The 15,159-nt window shown below is 30.1% G+C and carries 13 protein-coding genes; 5 read left to right on the forward strand and 8 right to left on the reverse strand.

What is annotated here, in order from left to right; translation table 11 throughout:
- Nucleotides 1-61: 61 nt before the first annotated feature.
- From tig to clpX, 3 genes are all read left to right on the forward strand, one after another.
- Nucleotides 62-1,390, forward strand: coding sequence for a trigger factor (tig, locus tag M3P09_RS10465; protein ID WP_249973086.1), 1,329 nt, complete (start codon nucleotides 62-64; stop codon nucleotides 1,388-1,390).
- 146 nt (nucleotides 1,391-1,536) lie between these two features.
- Nucleotides 1,537-2,211, forward strand: coding sequence for an ATP-dependent Clp endopeptidase proteolytic subunit ClpP (gene clpP / locus M3P09_RS10470; protein ID WP_099563371.1), 675 nt, complete (start codon nucleotides 1,537-1,539; stop codon nucleotides 2,209-2,211).
- A 74-nt stretch (nucleotides 2,212-2,285) separates the two neighbouring features.
- Nucleotides 2,286-3,518 carry an ATP-dependent Clp protease ATP-binding subunit ClpX gene (clpX, locus tag M3P09_RS10475; RefSeq protein WP_099563372.1) on the forward strand — a complete coding sequence of 411 codons (1,233 nt, stop codon included), beginning with the start codon at nucleotides 2,286-2,288 and terminating at the stop codon, nucleotides 3,516-3,518.
- 290 nt (nucleotides 3,519-3,808) lie between these two features.
- Here the strand turns inward: clpX and M3P09_RS10480 are convergent, their stop codons facing one another.
- Both M3P09_RS10480 and M3P09_RS10485 read right to left on the reverse strand, forming a co-directional pair.
- Entirely contained in the window at nucleotides 3,809-5,434 is a 1,626-nt protein-coding gene (locus M3P09_RS10480; protein WP_249973087.1) for an OmpA family protein, read from the reverse strand.
- 133 nt (nucleotides 5,435-5,567) lie between these two features.
- Nucleotides 5,568-7,082: a GH3 auxin-responsive promoter family protein gene (locus tag M3P09_RS10485; RefSeq protein WP_249973088.1), complete on the reverse strand. Its 1,515-nt coding sequence runs from the start codon at nucleotides 7,080-7,082 to the stop codon at nucleotides 5,568-5,570.
- Nucleotides 7,083-7,125: 43 nt separating this feature from the next.
- On the opposite strand from M3P09_RS10485, the gene M3P09_RS10490 reads away from it, so the two are divergent.
- Nucleotides 7,126-7,920 carry a DUF2797 domain-containing protein gene (locus tag M3P09_RS10490; protein ID WP_249973089.1) on the forward strand — a complete coding sequence of 265 codons (795 nt, stop codon included), beginning with the start codon at nucleotides 7,126-7,128 and terminating at the stop codon, nucleotides 7,918-7,920.
- Here M3P09_RS10490 and M3P09_RS10495 read toward each other — a convergent pair.
- The 4 genes from M3P09_RS10495 to M3P09_RS10510 form a co-directional block, all read right to left on the reverse strand.
- On the reverse strand, nucleotides 7,917-8,540 hold the full coding sequence (locus tag M3P09_RS10495; protein WP_099563376.1) for a LysE family transporter: 624 nt from the start codon (nucleotides 8,538-8,540) through the stop codon (nucleotides 7,917-7,919). The two genes, M3P09_RS10490 and M3P09_RS10495, sit on opposite strands and share 4 nt — an antisense overlap.
- Nucleotides 8,541-8,638: 98 nt before the next feature.
- Complete coding sequence (gene rpsU / locus M3P09_RS10500; protein ID WP_099563377.1) at nucleotides 8,639-8,833, reverse strand: 30S ribosomal protein S21; 195 nt, start codon at nucleotides 8,831-8,833, stop codon at nucleotides 8,639-8,641.
- A gap of 74 nt (nucleotides 8,834-8,907) precedes the next feature.
- Nucleotides 8,908-11,577, reverse strand: a complete 2,670-nt coding sequence (locus M3P09_RS10505; RefSeq protein WP_249973090.1) for an AsmA-like C-terminal region-containing protein — start codon at nucleotides 11,575-11,577, stop codon at nucleotides 8,908-8,910.
- Nucleotides 11,578-11,690: 113 nt separating this feature from the next.
- On the reverse strand, nucleotides 11,691-12,437 hold the full coding sequence (locus tag M3P09_RS10510; RefSeq protein WP_249973091.1) for a queuosine precursor transporter: 747 nt from the start codon (nucleotides 12,435-12,437) through the stop codon (nucleotides 11,691-11,693).
- Between the two features lie 70 nt (nucleotides 12,438-12,507).
- Here M3P09_RS10510 and folK point away from each other — a divergent pair, with 70 nt between their 5' ends.
- Nucleotides 12,508-13,638, forward strand: a complete 1,131-nt coding sequence (folK, locus tag M3P09_RS10515; protein ID WP_249973092.1) for a 2-amino-4-hydroxy-6-hydroxymethyldihydropteridine diphosphokinase — start codon at nucleotides 12,508-12,510, stop codon at nucleotides 13,636-13,638.
- 143 nt (nucleotides 13,639-13,781) lie between these two features.
- Here the strand turns inward: folK and M3P09_RS10520 are convergent, their stop codons facing one another.
- On the reverse strand, nucleotides 13,782-14,222 hold the full coding sequence (locus M3P09_RS10520; RefSeq protein ID WP_249973093.1) for a cbb3-type cytochrome c oxidase subunit I: 441 nt from the start codon (nucleotides 14,220-14,222) through the stop codon (nucleotides 13,782-13,784).
- Between the two features lie 108 nt (nucleotides 14,223-14,330).
- The gene (locus M3P09_RS10525) at nucleotides 14,331-14,990 is read right to left on the reverse strand and encodes a class I SAM-dependent methyltransferase (RefSeq protein ID WP_249973094.1); all 660 of its coding nucleotides are present in this window, start codon (nucleotides 14,988-14,990) and stop codon (nucleotides 14,331-14,333) included.
- Nucleotides 14,991-15,159 lie beyond the last annotated feature (169 nt).

The following is a 15,159-nucleotide window of genomic DNA, read 5'->3' on the forward strand; positions in this document are numbered from 1 at the left end:
TTAGGTTTTTATAATGAAACCTTTTTGTTAAATGCCTGATTTAAGGCTTTATATCATTAAAATGAATATTACAAGAGAAAACGTTGATGCATTAAATGCAGTAGTAAAAGTTGATATTGCTAAAGAAGATTATAGCGATAAAGTTGAAAAAATATTAACAGATTACCGTAAAACGGCTAATATTCCTGGTTTTAGAAAGGGGCATGTGCCAATGGGAATGGTAAAAAAGCAATATGGAAAAGCGGTTTTAGTTGATGAGGTGAACAAGCTTTTGCAAGATGCTTTAAACAAATATTTAACTGAAGAAAAGCTAGATGTTTTAGGGCAACCATTACCAAAACCACAAGATGATATTGATTGGGATGCTGAAGGATTTTCTTTTGAATTCGAATTAGGCTTAGCCCCAGAATTTGATGTAAACTTGAAAAGCAAAAAAGCTATTACACAATACAACATTGTGGCCGATGATAAAATGATTGATGAGCAAATTGAACGTATTCAAAAGCAATACGGAAAATTAGTATCTCAAGATACTGTTGAAAAAGATAGTGAAATTACAGGAACATATACTAACGAAGAAAAAGAGATTGATAATAAAGTAACTTTAACTTTAGATAAATTTAAAGGTAAAGCAACTGCTAAACAATTTATTGGAGCTAAGGCGGGAGATGTTATTGTATTAAAAACTAAAGGTCTTTTTGAAGATGATCATGATTTAATGCACGCTTTAAAAATTGAACATGATGATGCCCATGGTTTAGATATTGAAGTGTCTTTTACAATTTCTGAAATTAATGAAAGAGAATTAGCAGATTTAGATCAAGAGCTGTTTGATAAGCTATTTGGAAAAGATGGTGTAAAGTCTGTTACCGAATTAAGAGCAAAAATAAAAGAAGACGCAGAAAAGCAATTTGTTCAACAATCAGATCAAAAGCTTTTAAATGATGTTACTGAGTATTTAGTTGAAAACACAAAATTCGATTTACCAGCAGAGTTCCTTACAAAATGGATGCAAACTGCAGGCGAAAAAGAAATGGATGCAGAACAAGCTAAAGAAGAATATGATAAATCTGAAAAAAGCTTACGTTATCAATTAATTGAAGGCAAGCTAATTGAAGAAAACAATGTCCAAGTTACTATGGACGACATTAAAGGTCATGCTCGCGAGATGATAAAAGGGCAAATGGCTCAATTTGGACAAATGAATCCTTCTGATAAAGAGTTGGATGATATTGCTGATCGTGTATTATCAAATCAAGATGAGGCACGTCGTATTTCTGAGCAATTAGTAAGCCAAAAATTATTATCGCTTTATAAAGAAAAAGCAAACATAAAAGTAAAAGAATTGAGTTACGAAAAGTTTGTTAAAGAAGTATACGGAGATAAATAAATCAAAGAATAATTCCTTATATTTAGGCACTTAAATCTACAGATTTAGGTGCTTTTTTATTCAATAAAACAATCTAATAAAAATAAACTTTAGCTTATCTTGATGCATGTCAAGGGTTTAGTAAAATTAAATTATTAAAATTAACTATGGATTACGCAAAAGAATTTGAAAAATTCGCGATAAAAGATCAAGGAATTAGCAGCACATATTACAATAAAATTATTAGTAGTATGTATCCAACAAATCTTACACCGAACATTATTGAAGAGCGTCAGATGAATATTGCAGTTTTTGATGTATTCTCTCGTTTAATGATGGATCGAATTATTTTTTTAGGCACAGGTATAAACGACCAAGTTGCCAATATTGTTCAAGCACAGTTATTATTTTTAGAAAGTACTGACGCTACAAAAGATATACAGATATACATAAATTCACCAGGAGGAAGTGTTTATGCAGGTTTAGGTATTTATGATACTATGCAATTTATAAAGCCAGATGTTGCAACTATTTGTACTGGTATGGCAGCTTCAATGGGAGCGGTGTTATTGTGTGCTGGCGAAAAAGGAAAACGTAGTGGTTTAACTCATTCTCGTGTTATGATTCATCAGCCTTTAGGTGGTGCTCAAGGGCAAGCCAGTGATATAGAAATTACTGCTCGCGAGATTTTAATTTTAAAAGAAGAGCTTTACAAAATAATTAGTAAGCATTCTGGTCAAGATTACGACAAAGTATATGAAGATAGTGATCGTGATTACTGGATGAAAGCCGATAAGGCCAAGGAATATGGTATGATAGACGAGATTTTGGCTCGTAATTAAATAAATTTTTGTAGTTTTATAAGATAATTACTGAGGGATTATAAGAATTCTCATCTTCTTAAAGATAAAGATTAATGGCAAAGGAAGAATTAGAGTGTTCGTTTTGTGGACGAAAAAAACCTGAAACGAATTTATTAATAGCTGGATTAGATGCACATATATGCGACCGTTGTATAGAGCAGGCGCATGGTATTGTAATCGAAGAATCTAAGCAAATAGACAGCAGTGACTTATCTGCTGAGTTGAAACTTAGAAAACCTCAACAGATTAAAGAATTTCTTGACGAGTATATAATAGGACAAGGCATGACAAAAAAAGTAATGTCTGTAGCCGTTTATAATCACTATAAAAGATTGTTACAACCACCATCTAATGATGATATTGATATTCAAAAATCTAATATCATTATGGTAGGTCAAACAGGAACTGGTAAAACGTTAATGGCAAAAACTATAGCAAGAATGCTTAATGTGCCTTTAGCTATTGTTGATGCTACAGTATTAACTGAAGCTGGTTATGTTGGCGAAGATGTAGAAAGTATTTTAACTCGTTTGCTTCAAGCTGCCGACTATAATTTAGAGAAAGCTGAAAAGGGAATTGTTTTTATTGATGAAATAGATAAAATTGCACGTAAAAGTGATAATCCATCTATTACTCGTGATGTTTCTGGTGAAGGAGTACAACAAGCGCTACTTAAACTTTTAGAAGGAACTGTTGTTAATGTGCCACCTAAAGGTGGACGTAAACATCCTGATCAAAAATTTATTGAAGTAAATACAGAAAATATTTTATTCATTGCAGGAGGTGCTTTTGATGGAATTGAGCGCGTAATTTCTAAACGGCTAAATATGCAAGCCGTTGGATATAGTGCTTCAATGTCTGATGATGTAGTTGATCAAGATAACTTACTTCAATATATTATTCCTAAAGATTTAAAAGATTTTGGATTAATTCCTGAAATTATTGGACGTCTTCCTGTGCTTACTTATATGGATCCACTTGATGCGAAAACATTAAGAGCAATACTTACAGAGCCTAAAAATGCTATAATTAAGCAGTATAAGAAGTTGTTTGAAATGGATAAAATTGAGTTCTCTATTACTGATGGGGCATTAGATTTTATAGTAGGGAAAGCAATAGAATATAAACTTGGAGCAAGAGGATTACGCTCTTTATGCGAAGAGATTTTAACAGATGCTATGTTCGAATTACCAAGTAGTAACGAAAAGAAACTTAACGTTACAAAAATGTATGCAGAAAGTAAGTTGACTAAAACTACAATAAAGAAACTTAAAGCAGTTTCATAAGGAAAGATTATTATATTTTAGATATAAAAAAACCACGCTAATTAGCGTGGTTTTTATTTTATGGATGTTAATTAATAATAGACACTATGATTAATTTTTTATCAAGGAATATCAACTTTTTTAATGAGGGTATTAAAATATTTAGTTGAGTTTATGTTGTCTAGCAATTAATACTTTTTAAAAGTATGCTTAATTATAAAGCCTACAAAGTGTTTTTTAAGCTTTTAGATGATTAGACGAAATACTCGTTTAAACACTTTTTTTACTTGTATTTAGTCGATTTGTATTGTTTAATCTAAAATAACAAATTCAATACGTCGGTTAGATTGATGCTCTTCATCCGAACACGTATTTGTTTTACAGTCAATTAATGGTTTTGTTTCGCCATAACCTTTAGATGTAATTCTATTTTTAGCAATACCATTTTTAATTAAATATTGTAATGCAGATTTAGCTCTTTTGTTCGATAATTTTAAATTGTAAGCATCATTACCTCTTATATCTGTATGGGCATTTATTGCTAAGTTAATTTCTGGCTTATCTTTTAGTACTTTAATAATCTTATTTAAAGAAATAGTAGACTCTTCTTTAATGCTGTATTTTGCAAAATCGAAATAAATATTTTCTAATACAATCCTTAATTCATCATCAACTTTAGCAATTACAGGTTCTGTAGTGTTTAGTTCTAAATTCTTTTTATATGTTGTATCAAAATTCCTGTTTGCTAAAAATTCAAAATCAGCATCTATAAAACCATCTTTATACGTGCTTAAAGTGTATACTTCAAAAGGCTCAATATTTTTAAAATTAAAAGCTCCAGTTTGATCTGTAATTTGTCTAGCTACTTCATTGTTGTCTTCATCTTTAAGAATCACTAAGGTATTTGGGAGCTTAATTTTTGTTACCAAATCTATAGCATTACCTTTTATAGATTGAATAATTTCATCGTTAACCGCGGTGTAAATATCAAAACTACCTTTACCATTTGGTTTGTTTGATGATACGTATCCTTTATTTTTTGTAGCTAAAAAATAAGCGATTTCATCATAACTGGAATTAATTGTATTTCCAAGATTTCTTGGCGCTTTATAGGAGTTGTTAAGAATTCTACTTGTAAAAAGATCATAACCACCTATGTTTTGATGCCCTTTAGAAGAAAAATATAAGTGCTTTCCGTCTATTGATAATGAAGGATATTTTTCATCGGAAGTTGTATTTATTGAGTGTCCCAAGTTTTTTGGAGTATCTAATGATCCATCTGCATTAACGTTTGACACATAAATATCATAACCCCCAATTGATCCAGGCATATTTGATGCAAAATATAACTTATCTCCTTTTCTATTTAAAAAAGGAGTTTCAATAGAAGTATTAGCTTTATTTATATCTAATAATTCTACATTTATCCAATTACCATGAGAGCCTTCCTCAAGGGAGGCTTTATAAAGTTTATATTCAAGAGAATTTTCTTTACTACTTCTTGTAAAATAAACAGTTTTTTCATCCGGTGAAAACGTAAGTTGATCTTCACTGTCGTTGGTATTTAATATTCTTGAAAACAATAAAGGTTTGCTTAATGCACCATTTTTACCAACATCTAAACAAAACAATTCTTTGTAAGCCTCGTTTGTATTAAGGTCAATTTTTGCAAACCCGCCAAGCTTTTTAGACGAAACCATAATCAGTTTGTTTCTAAAAAAGCCTGTGCCTATTTCAGAGTATTTAGTATTTACACCTGCATCTAAAAGTTCAAATTCAAAACCGTTAGTTCCTATTTCATTTGATGAAACAGAATTGTTAGTATGTATTAAAGCAGATTTTGAAGTATCAATATTACCTGCAATAAGATTTGAAGGGCCTTGGCTAAAAATAAAATTTGAGATAAAACAAATAAGAACGAAAAGATTAGTTTTCATTTTGAGAGAGGGATTTATGATTAATTAGTCTTTCAAAAATACTTGTTAACCTAAGATAAAATGAAATTTACTAGACCAATCGCAATTTAATTCGTTAAGTAATTGTTTTTCAGAGCCTTTTGCGTTTTAAAGATTAAGAGTTTAAACTCAACAAATCATCTATATAATCCCTAGTATTTGAGAGCCTGGGGATTTTATGCTGCCCACCTAATTTATTGTTTTGCTTCAGCCAATCATAAAATAATTGCTGTCTAGCTATATGTATCTTAGGCTTATTAAGTGTTAAGTTGTTATACCGCTTTGCTTCGTAATCAGAATTTAAAGATTTTAAGGCATTATCAAATAGCTCATTAAAATAGTTAAGATCTTCTGGAGGTGTTTTAAATTCAATAAGCCATTCATGAGCACCTTTCTCTTTACCTTTCATAAAAATTGGAGCTGCAGTATAATCTACAATTTCAGCTTTTGTACGCTTACAAACTTTTTTTAAAGCATCTTCAGCATTTTCAATAATTAACTCTTCACCAAAAGCATTAATATGGTGCCTGGTTCTTCCAGAAACTTTTATTCTATATGGATTTAATGAAGTAAATCGAACAGTATCACCTATTTTATAACGCCATAAACCTGCATTAGTGGTAATAACAACTGCATAATTTTGGTTTAGTTTTACTTCACTTAACGGAATGGCACATTCATCAGAAGACTCATAAATATTCATAGGAATAAATTCATAAAAAATGCCATAATCTAGCATTAATAACAATTCGCTTGAATTATTTTGATCTTGAATAGCAAAAAAACCTTCTGAAGCATTATAAATTTCGTAATATTTAAAGTTATTTTTAGGCAATATTTTTTTGTACTGGTCTACATAAGGTGTAAAGCTTACACCGCCGTGAAAATACACTTCTAAGTTAGGCCAAACATCATGTAAATTTTGTTTTCCTGTGGTTTCTAAAACATTATTTAACAAAACTAACATCCAAGATGGAACACCAGCCAAACTGGTAACATTTTCATTTATAGTTTCGTCAACAATTGCTTGCATTTTATATTCCCAATCGCTCATTAGCGACACTTTACTACTTGGAGTGCTACTAAATTCTGCCCAAAAGGGCATATTGTCAATTAAAATCGCAGATAAATCACCAAAAACAGTACCGTTTTCTTTATATAATTCTTTACTTCCACCTAAGCGTAAACTCTTCCCAGTAAATAATTGAGAATCTTCATTGTTGTTAAGATACATACACAATAAATCTTTTCCAGCTGCATAATGGCAGTCTTCTAAAGATTCTGAGCTAACTGGAATAAATTTACTTTTGGCATTGGTAGTGCCACTAGATTTGGCAAACCATTTTATAGGACTTGGCCAAAAAATATTGGTTTGGCCTCTTCGCGAACGTTCTATTACATCTTGCCAGCCTTCGTAGTTTTTTATTGGAATTCGTTCTGCAAATGTTTTATAATTTGTTATAGATTCAAAACCGTATTGCTTGCCAATTTCGGTGTCTTTAGCCATATTAATAAGGCTTAAAAGTAATTCGTTTTGTACTTCATTTGGGTATTTTAAAAACAATTCTATTTGATGAAATCGTTTTTTTAAAAACCAAGAAGCAATAGAATTTACTAAAGGAATTGGCATATTTATTTTATCTTTAAAGTTCTTAAAAATAAGACTTTTTTTTATGAACTACCAAGGCGTTTTAACAAAAATGGAAACTGAGTTTTCGCAACCTATACAGTATTTTTTAGTTTTTGAAAATGATTTTTTGAATATGAATCAGTTACTAAATAAAACTATTACTATGCAATTTGTTAAGTACCAATGTTTAAACTGTGGATTGAATAAGCCTATTTACAGACAGGGTTTTGATAAACAATGTTTTTATAACGTGCCACAGGCAGCAGACTGGATTATGCGTCCAGAATTAAGTACAGCACATTTAGGTAAAGAAGACCGAGATTTAGAATTTGAAAAAAAAGTGCAATTACAGCCACATATTGTGTATTTAGCAAACTCCAGTAATGTAAAAGTTGGAGTTACAAGAAAACAACAAGTACCAACACGTTGGATAGATCAAGGCGCTCATGAAGCTATTGAAATTGTTGAGGTTCCTAATCGTTATCTTGCTGGTATTACTGAAGTGGCGTTAAAAAATTATGTAGCAGATAAAACAAATTGGCGTAAAATGCTTAAAAATGAGATTGAAGATGAAAATTTGGTTGAATGGAGAGACCGCTTAAAACAATATATTCCTGGTGAAGCGATAGATTATTTTATTGAAAGTAATACTGAAACTAATTTAGAATTCCCAGTTTATAAATATCCTGAAAAACCAAAAAGCTTAAACATTATTAAGCAACAACAGTATTCTGGAAAACTTGTTGGAATTAAAGGGCAATATTTAATTTTTGAAGATAATACTGTTTTTAATGTTCGAGCTAATGAAGGTTTGGTGGTTAATATTTCTATTAATTAAAAAGAATATATATTAATTACTTGAACAACCCCAATAATAACTAATAAAACACCTGTAATTTTATTAACTACCAAAGCTATATTTTGAGCTTTGTTTTTAATGATTAAGCTAAATCTGCTATAAAAATAAAGTGTTAGTAATTTGCCCAGATAGACACCTGCAAAAAACAAAAACAATACACTAAATGATGATTTTAGAGATAGCATAATGTCATTGTTATTTATAAATCCGTAAACGAGAACCCAATAAATTAATACAGGTGGATTTAACAACCCTAATATAAACCCTGTAGCGTATTTTGATTGTACTAACTTTCTTTTTTTAGATTGATTTATAGATTCTTTTTTAAAGAAAAGAAATATACCAATCGCTAATAATAAAATAGTTATAAAAATTTGCACCCACATATTATTATTAAAAAAATCTTTAACCACTAAATTACAGTGTAAGGCATAATATGATAAAATAACTTCAGCTATTCCAGCTGCTACAGCAATTTTGAAAGCTTGTGAAGCATTCTGTTTTAATGTGGTGTTTATTACGGCAATATTTGAAGCACCTAGAGGTAAGGCACTTAGTATAGAGGCTAATATTCCAATTAGAAAGTAAATTAAAATCATAATCCTTTTGTTGAGTAAGATTATGAAAGCTTACAAAAATAAAATCCCAATTACATGGCATTGTAATTGGGATTTATATATGTTGTATAAACTAGAGATTAAATATCTTCTTGGTCTCTTAAGTTTTGAATGTAAGCGGCTTTCTGAATTTCGCGACGTCTCTTAACTGATGGTTTTGTAAAGAACTGTCCATCTCTTAAGTTTTGCATCACTTTAATATTTCTGTGTTTTCTTTTGTAGCGTTTTAAAGCTCTCTCGATGTTTTCACCATCTTTAACTATTATCTTTAACATAAATATAATTTATTTTGTATTTTCTATAAAATCTTAAAAAGGGTGACAAAGTTCAGTTTTTTTATTAGGAAAACCTAATTAATTGTATCTTCTTTCTTTTTTTTATTCCCTAACAACCCACCAAGTGCATTTTTAACAGCATCAGTAGTATTGGTTTTAGTAGAATCTGACGATGTTTTATTACCTCCAATTATGCTTCCTAAAACATCTTTTACAGTATTGTTTTGTTCTTTTTTTAGAGAGTCTGCTTTAGTTTGATTACCCCCAATAACATCTCCAATTAAGTCTTTAACCTTGTCTTTTCCTTGATTTAATAATTTTTGCTTTTCAATTTCAATAAGTTGATTTGTTAAGTTGCTAATACCGCTTGTTAAATCTGTTTTTACTGTTGGACTAGTATAGGTTCCACCAATATTTGCAGTTACTGGGATGGAAATATTTTTAGCATCTTCAGTACCAATTTTACCAATTAATTGATTTATCTCACTTCCTAAATATTTTGCTGGCACATTAAAAATGGCATTATAACTCAGGGTTTTGTCAAAACCATGAGATCCTGAAACATCAATAATAATGTCTTCGTATTTTAACTGAAAGGGCTTTACGCTTACCTGTCCGTTGGCAAACTCCAGTTTGGTTTTTAAATCTTTTAAATCTAGTTTGTCAAAATCTATAAAGCTTATAGCACCTTCTAATTTACTGATTAAACCATTTTGGTTTTCACTAATTTTTGTGGCTAATAATTCTGCAAAAGCATCACCTGAAACACTACTTAAATTTGGAGAAAATTCCTGATCTAAATTTCCAGACAAATTAATATTTGTATTTAATTTTCCATCAAAAAGCTTTGCAATAGGTGCTATATTTTTAAGTAATTCTAAATCTTTAAACGATTTAGAAATATCAAATCCGTTTGCGCCTAAATTTAAATTAAAGGAAGGTGTTTCGTTTTTTGTTGAAACATCTCCAGCAATTGATAACGCACCATCAAATATGCTAGATGTCATGTTTTTTATTTTGGCTTGCTGGTCTTTTATCAAAAGCGTTCCTTTAACATCTTTCAAATTTAAGTTGTCGTAAATTACTTTTTTTGCATTCGCATTTATGGAGCAATCCAAGAAGGCTGGAATTTTTAAAGATTCGCTACCTGAAGTCGTTTTATTTTCGGACGTTTCACTACCCTCAGTCATAAAATCACTCACTTTAAACATATTAGAGTTTACATTGAAATCTCCTTGCAAAGTGTTATCGCTTAATAAAAAACCTAATAAGTTTTTAATAGTTCCAGTAGCATTTAAATCGCTATCACCAGTTTGTGCTTTAAAGCTAGTTAATGTAACCGTTCCAGGGTTAAACGTCATGTTAGCGTTGGAAATATGAATAGGATTTACAATATCTGTTGAAGAAAATACAAAATCAGTAATATTAGCAGAACCGTTATTTTTAATACGCTCGTAAGCATTGGTTTCAATAGCCTTCATATCGAAAGCAGTATTGATTTTACCCTTTAAAATACCACTTAAAGCATTTTTTAATTCAATAGGATATACTTTGGTAATATTTGCTAAGTTTAAAACCCCATCGACATTGGCATTAACTAGCATATTTTTTGTGATGTTTTTTAATGTAGCTGAAGATTTAAAGATATCATCATCAATTTTAAAGTTTAATTTTTGAATATCTATATAAGTGTCATTTGCATTTCCAGTTGTGTTTTTTATAGACGTGTTTATAGAAATATTACTAACGCGTTTTGGTAAGTTAGGATATTTAAACGATGCATTATTTGAAGCAATATTAATATCTAAATTAGGAATTGTTTCTTCAGAAATTAATCCTTTTATAATTCCATTTACTTTAAAGTCGCCAGTAGTTTGTACGTCTTCAATATCTTTAGAATATGCTTTAGGAATAACAGCTAAAAAGCTCTTGAAATCCGATTCTGGATTTTTAAAAGTAATATCAATCTCTTGTCCGTTTTCAAGTTGCTGTACATAACCTTGAAATTCTAAAGGCAGATCGTTTAAAAGGCCTTTGTTTTCCTTAAAAGTGTATTTACTGTTATTTAAATCTAACCCAATTAAGGCGTCTAATTTAACAGGATTGTTGCTTAAATAATTTGTGCTATCAATAGTGATGCTAATATTGGCTTCGCTTTTGGTATCTAATTCTGAGTTTTCTGCTGAAAAAATACCATTTCCTTCGTGGTTTAATTCTGAAACATGTATTATAGTATTTGATGCTTCATCTAGATATGTCAATGCACTATTGTTAATGCTGTAATCTTCAAGATTAAATGAGAAGCCACTAGTTTCAGTTTCGTTTAAAGCATCTTCATCAGTTTTAGTAATATCGTAGTTTGTGTCACCAAATTTATTGGTTTTTAAGGTTAGTAAAGCCTCATCTATATCAATTGAATTTACAATAATGGGAGCCTCGTCAGACTTTTTAAATAACTCTTTTATAGGCATGGTGAATGAAATATTTTTTGCAGTAGCAAAAGTTTCATCTTTAAAAGGCTCAAAATTAGTAATTACCAAATCACTTACACTTACATGCGCTTGTGGAAAACTACTAAGGAAACTTAAACTCACATCGCTAAACTCTACCTTGGCATTAACATTTTCGTTAATAAAACGTTTAACCATATCTTTTATTTGTCCCTGAAAAGCAAAAGGAATAGCAATTAAAAGCGCTATAATAATAAGTAATGTAATTCCAATAATTTTAAAAACTTTTTTCATAAACAAAATTTTGTCATTCCAACTAAGGCTAGAATTTTATTAAATAAAATGTTGTTAGTTTATATACGCAAAAATGATGCTAAAAGTTGAAACGAATGATAGGCTAATACATATTAATGGTCAATTTTACCTATGCTGTCTATTAAATTATCACCTTCTAAAAGATTAATCTCTTCGTTTACTTTTAAGTTGAAACGTTTTCTAAATAAATAAACGCCTAAATACAAAAATGGTGTGTCGCAAGCTGCAACTATAACTTTAAATAGAAAACCGCTTATTAGTAAACCTTTAAAGTTTACCCATTCTAAAATCCCAAAATAGCTAAGCAAAGTCACAATTGAAAGTGTATCGACAAATTGTGAAAACCAAGTGGAGAAGTTATTACGTAGCCATAAATGTTTTCCTTTGGTTAAACGTTTCCAGAAATGATAAATCTGTATGTCTACAAATTGAGCAAACAAATATGTTAGCATACTAGAAAAAACTGCAATAATTGAATTGCCAAATACATGACTAAATGTTTCATTATTTACATGAGACCAGGAGGTTGCGGGAACAATATCTGCAATATAGATTATTAAAAGAGAAAATAATGAAGCAAAAATACCAGTTACCACAACATCGTTAGCTCGTTTTTTACCATATATTTCACTTATTAAATCGGTTATTAAAAAGGTAATAGGGTAAGGTAAAATACCTACCGAAATTTCAAAAAGTTTACTTCCAAAAATTTTCACATCAAAGGGATGCCAGTAAAAGAATTTCTGAAAAATAAGATTTGAAACTACTAATGATGTTATAAATAGGGCTCCTAAAAGGATGTAAATACGTTGTGCAGCTAGCTTATCTTTTAAAGTCATATAAATTGTGAATAAATACGTCTTGTAAATATAAAGGATTAAAAATTGTTTTAGTTATTTTGCTTTCTCTATGATAAAACCAACAACATTTCATATTGCATTGGGTAGTAATAAAGGAGATAAATTTAAAAACCTTCAGAATGCTATTGATGCTATTCATGCAAAAATTGGAAATATTAAACAGATTTCTAAAGTATATAAATCTCCAGCTTTTGGCTTTGAAAGTGATGATTTTTTTAACTGTTGTTTAGTCTTAGAATCTCATTTGCAACCAAAAATTGTATTAAAAGAATTATTATCTGTTGAGACTGCTTTAGGGCGCACACGAAAAAAAGGCGCAAATTATGAGGCGAGAACCATTGATTTAGATATTGCTTTCGCTGAAGATAAAATTATAGACACTAAAACATTACAAGTACCACATCCAGAAATGGCGAAACGTAAGTTTGTTTTGCAACCACTTAACGATGTTGCTGCTAAAGTGAAGCACCCTAAGTTTAATAAAGAAGTATTTGTTTTATTAGATGAATGCGAAGATGATTCTCTTTTAGAACCTATTAATATTTGGCTAAAAAACCCGAGTAAAGTATATGATTTTTCAAAATATAATTACATTGCTATAGAAGGGAATATAGGCGCAGGAAAAACCAGTTTGGCAACTAAAATGGCGCATGATTTTAATGCTAAATTAATTTTAGAGCGCTTTGCAGACAACCCGTTTTTGCCAAAGTTTTATGAAGATGCACAGCGTTATGCTTTTACTTTAGAAATGTCTTTTCTTGCAGATCGATACCAGCAAATTTCTGACGATTTATCTCAGCTTGATTTGTTTAAAGATTTTATTGTGAGCGATTATGACGTGTTTAAATCACTTATTTTTTCTAAAATTACTTTAGCAGAAGATGAGTTTAATTTATACCGAAAGCTGTTCTATTTAATGTATAAAGACATTGCAAAGCCAGAACTGTATGTGTATTTATATCAAAATACGGAGCGTTTACAACAAAATATTAAAAAGCGTGGACGCGATTACGAACAGAATATTGCGAATGATTATTTAGAAAAAATTAATGCTGGCTATTTAGATTTTTTAAAAACTCAAAAGGATTTTAATGTAAAGATTATTGATATTTCTGATAAAGATTTTGTAGAAAACCGCGCAGACTATTTGTGGGTTTTGGGAGAGATTTGTGGGAATTGATAGAAGGTAATGTTTATCGTTTGTTTATAAGGTTAGTTGTGTGGTTTGTTGAGTGCGAGAATTCTTCGCAAGAAAATCAGAGAGGTCAAATATACACTTGTCTTTTGATTTAGGGATAAACTTACGCACTGTCTCTAACATTGTTAGCCACTGCTTTTTATTCTTTTAAATAGCCCGATTATTAAATTAATGATGTATAGAAATTGTCCAAGAATCATTAAAAACAAAATTAAAGCAATTATCAAATTCCGTTTTCCAATATCATCAAACTCATATTCTGCAGATTCTGTAAGTATCAGTGATGTAATCCAGATTGCTATAAACCCGCCAATAGTCAACGTAATGTGAATCAAATTCAGCAATTTTGAAAGCTTTCTGTTAGTTTCCAGCATTATCCAATAGCCAAGGCCGATTATTCCAAAAAGTATTGAAATCAGTATTGCTAGATGTATGTATGCAATTATATAATAAGTGTCGTGAACATTAATATCCAATGCTGCTTCTCCATTGATAAATCCGATAAGCATTATCATGGGAATCGAAAGTAAAAAAACCAGATGGGGTTTATTGGTTATTCTGCGCATTTTCAACTTGAGGCTTACGTCTTGATATGAAATCGTTTGAATATTTTATATATATAAAGATAAACAAAGTTAGTTTTTTTGAGGTTAGAATCAAGCTAAACGATTAGGTTAAAAAACTCTGTACAACATAGTCACAATACGCCCCTTACTATTTTCTAAAAAATACTCCCCAAGTTGTTTTTCTTCTTTAATTTTAAAATTGAGAGGAGCTTCCAGTACATTAACGCCACTATTTTGTTTTAGTCTAATGCCTTGTCCGGTAATAATATTTTTGTTTGGAACAAAGTTGCCTAATGGGATATGCTCGGTTAAAATGACATATTTATAATGCTTTATCTTTTTAACAACTTTTTGTATTTCTGTATTAGATAAATGCTGTAATACCTGTCTTAATATAATGCAATCTCCTTTAGGAAGCTCATCTTTTGTAATGTCTAAACAATAAAACTCTAAGTTATCTTCTTTGTATAATTTTTTGTTTCTATTAATAAGAGTTTCAACAATATCAATAGCAATATACTTTTTAGAATATTTGGTTAGGTGTTTTCCAATATTGAAATCTCCACAACCTAGATCGCAAACTACTAAAGGAGGGTTTTGAGATTCTAAAAAATCAGTTAAAACTTTTAAATAAGGGTCTATAATTTTTGGATCGTGCGAACCTGCTCCAGAATAAAAATCGAATGTTGTACCACCCCAAAGATTCTTTTCATAAATCTGGGTCATCACATCTTTGGTTGGCCAATGCTGTTTTGAAGTTTTATTCATTTAAAAAATTTCAAAATAATAGATGTAACAAAAAATAAGATTAATATAAAAGCTATTGTATTTTTATGGTTTACATTTTTATTTTCAAGGTAGTCTTCGTCTATATTTGGAGGGCAGGTGTAGCTTAATTTATCTATTACTTTTTTTCTTCTAAAAATAAAAGTAAAAA

This window comes from Jejuia spongiicola (assembly GCF_023502325.1).
Classification (GTDB): domain Bacteria; phylum Bacteroidota; class Bacteroidia; order Flavobacteriales; family Flavobacteriaceae; genus Wocania_A; species Wocania_A spongiicola.

Excerpts from the sequence above, each read along its gene's own strand:
- tig (WP_249973086.1), top strand. The coding sequence starts at position 62 with ATGAATATTACAAGAGAAAACGTTGATGCATTAAATGCAGTAGTAAAA.
- clpP (WP_099563371.1), top strand. The coding sequence starts at position 1,537 with ATGGATTACGCAAAAGAATTTGAAAAATTCGCGATAAAAGATCAAGGA.
- clpX (WP_099563372.1), top strand. The coding sequence starts at position 2,286 with ATGGCAAAGGAAGAATTAGAGTGTTCGTTTTGTGGACGAAAAAAACCT.
- M3P09_RS10480 (WP_249973087.1), bottom strand. The coding sequence starts at position 5,434 with ATGAAAACTAATCTTTTCGTTCTTATTTGTTTTATCTCAAATTTTATT.
- M3P09_RS10485 (WP_249973088.1), bottom strand. The coding sequence starts at position 7,082 with ATGCCAATTCCTTTAGTAAATTCTATTGCTTCTTGGTTTTTAAAAAAA.
- M3P09_RS10490 (WP_249973089.1), top strand. The coding sequence starts at position 7,126 with ATGAACTACCAAGGCGTTTTAACAAAAATGGAAACTGAGTTTTCGCAA.
- M3P09_RS10495 (WP_099563376.1), bottom strand. The coding sequence starts at position 8,540 with ATGATTTTAATTTACTTTCTAATTGGAATATTAGCCTCTATACTAAGT.
- rpsU (WP_099563377.1), bottom strand. The coding sequence starts at position 8,833 with ATGTTAAAGATAATAGTTAAAGATGGTGAAAACATCGAGAGAGCTTTA.
- M3P09_RS10505 (WP_249973090.1), bottom strand. The coding sequence starts at position 11,577 with ATGAAAAAAGTTTTTAAAATTATTGGAATTACATTACTTATTATTATA.
- M3P09_RS10510 (WP_249973091.1), bottom strand. The coding sequence starts at position 12,437 with ATGACTTTAAAAGATAAGCTAGCTGCACAACGTATTTACATCCTTTTA.
- folK (WP_249973092.1), top strand. The coding sequence starts at position 12,508 with ATGATAAAACCAACAACATTTCATATTGCATTGGGTAGTAATAAAGGA.
- M3P09_RS10520 (WP_249973093.1), bottom strand. The coding sequence starts at position 14,222 with ATGCGCAGAATAACCAATAAACCCCATCTGGTTTTTTTACTTTCGATT.
- M3P09_RS10525 (WP_249973094.1), bottom strand. The coding sequence starts at position 14,990 with ATGAATAAAACTTCAAAACAGCATTGGCCAACCAAAGATGTGATGACC.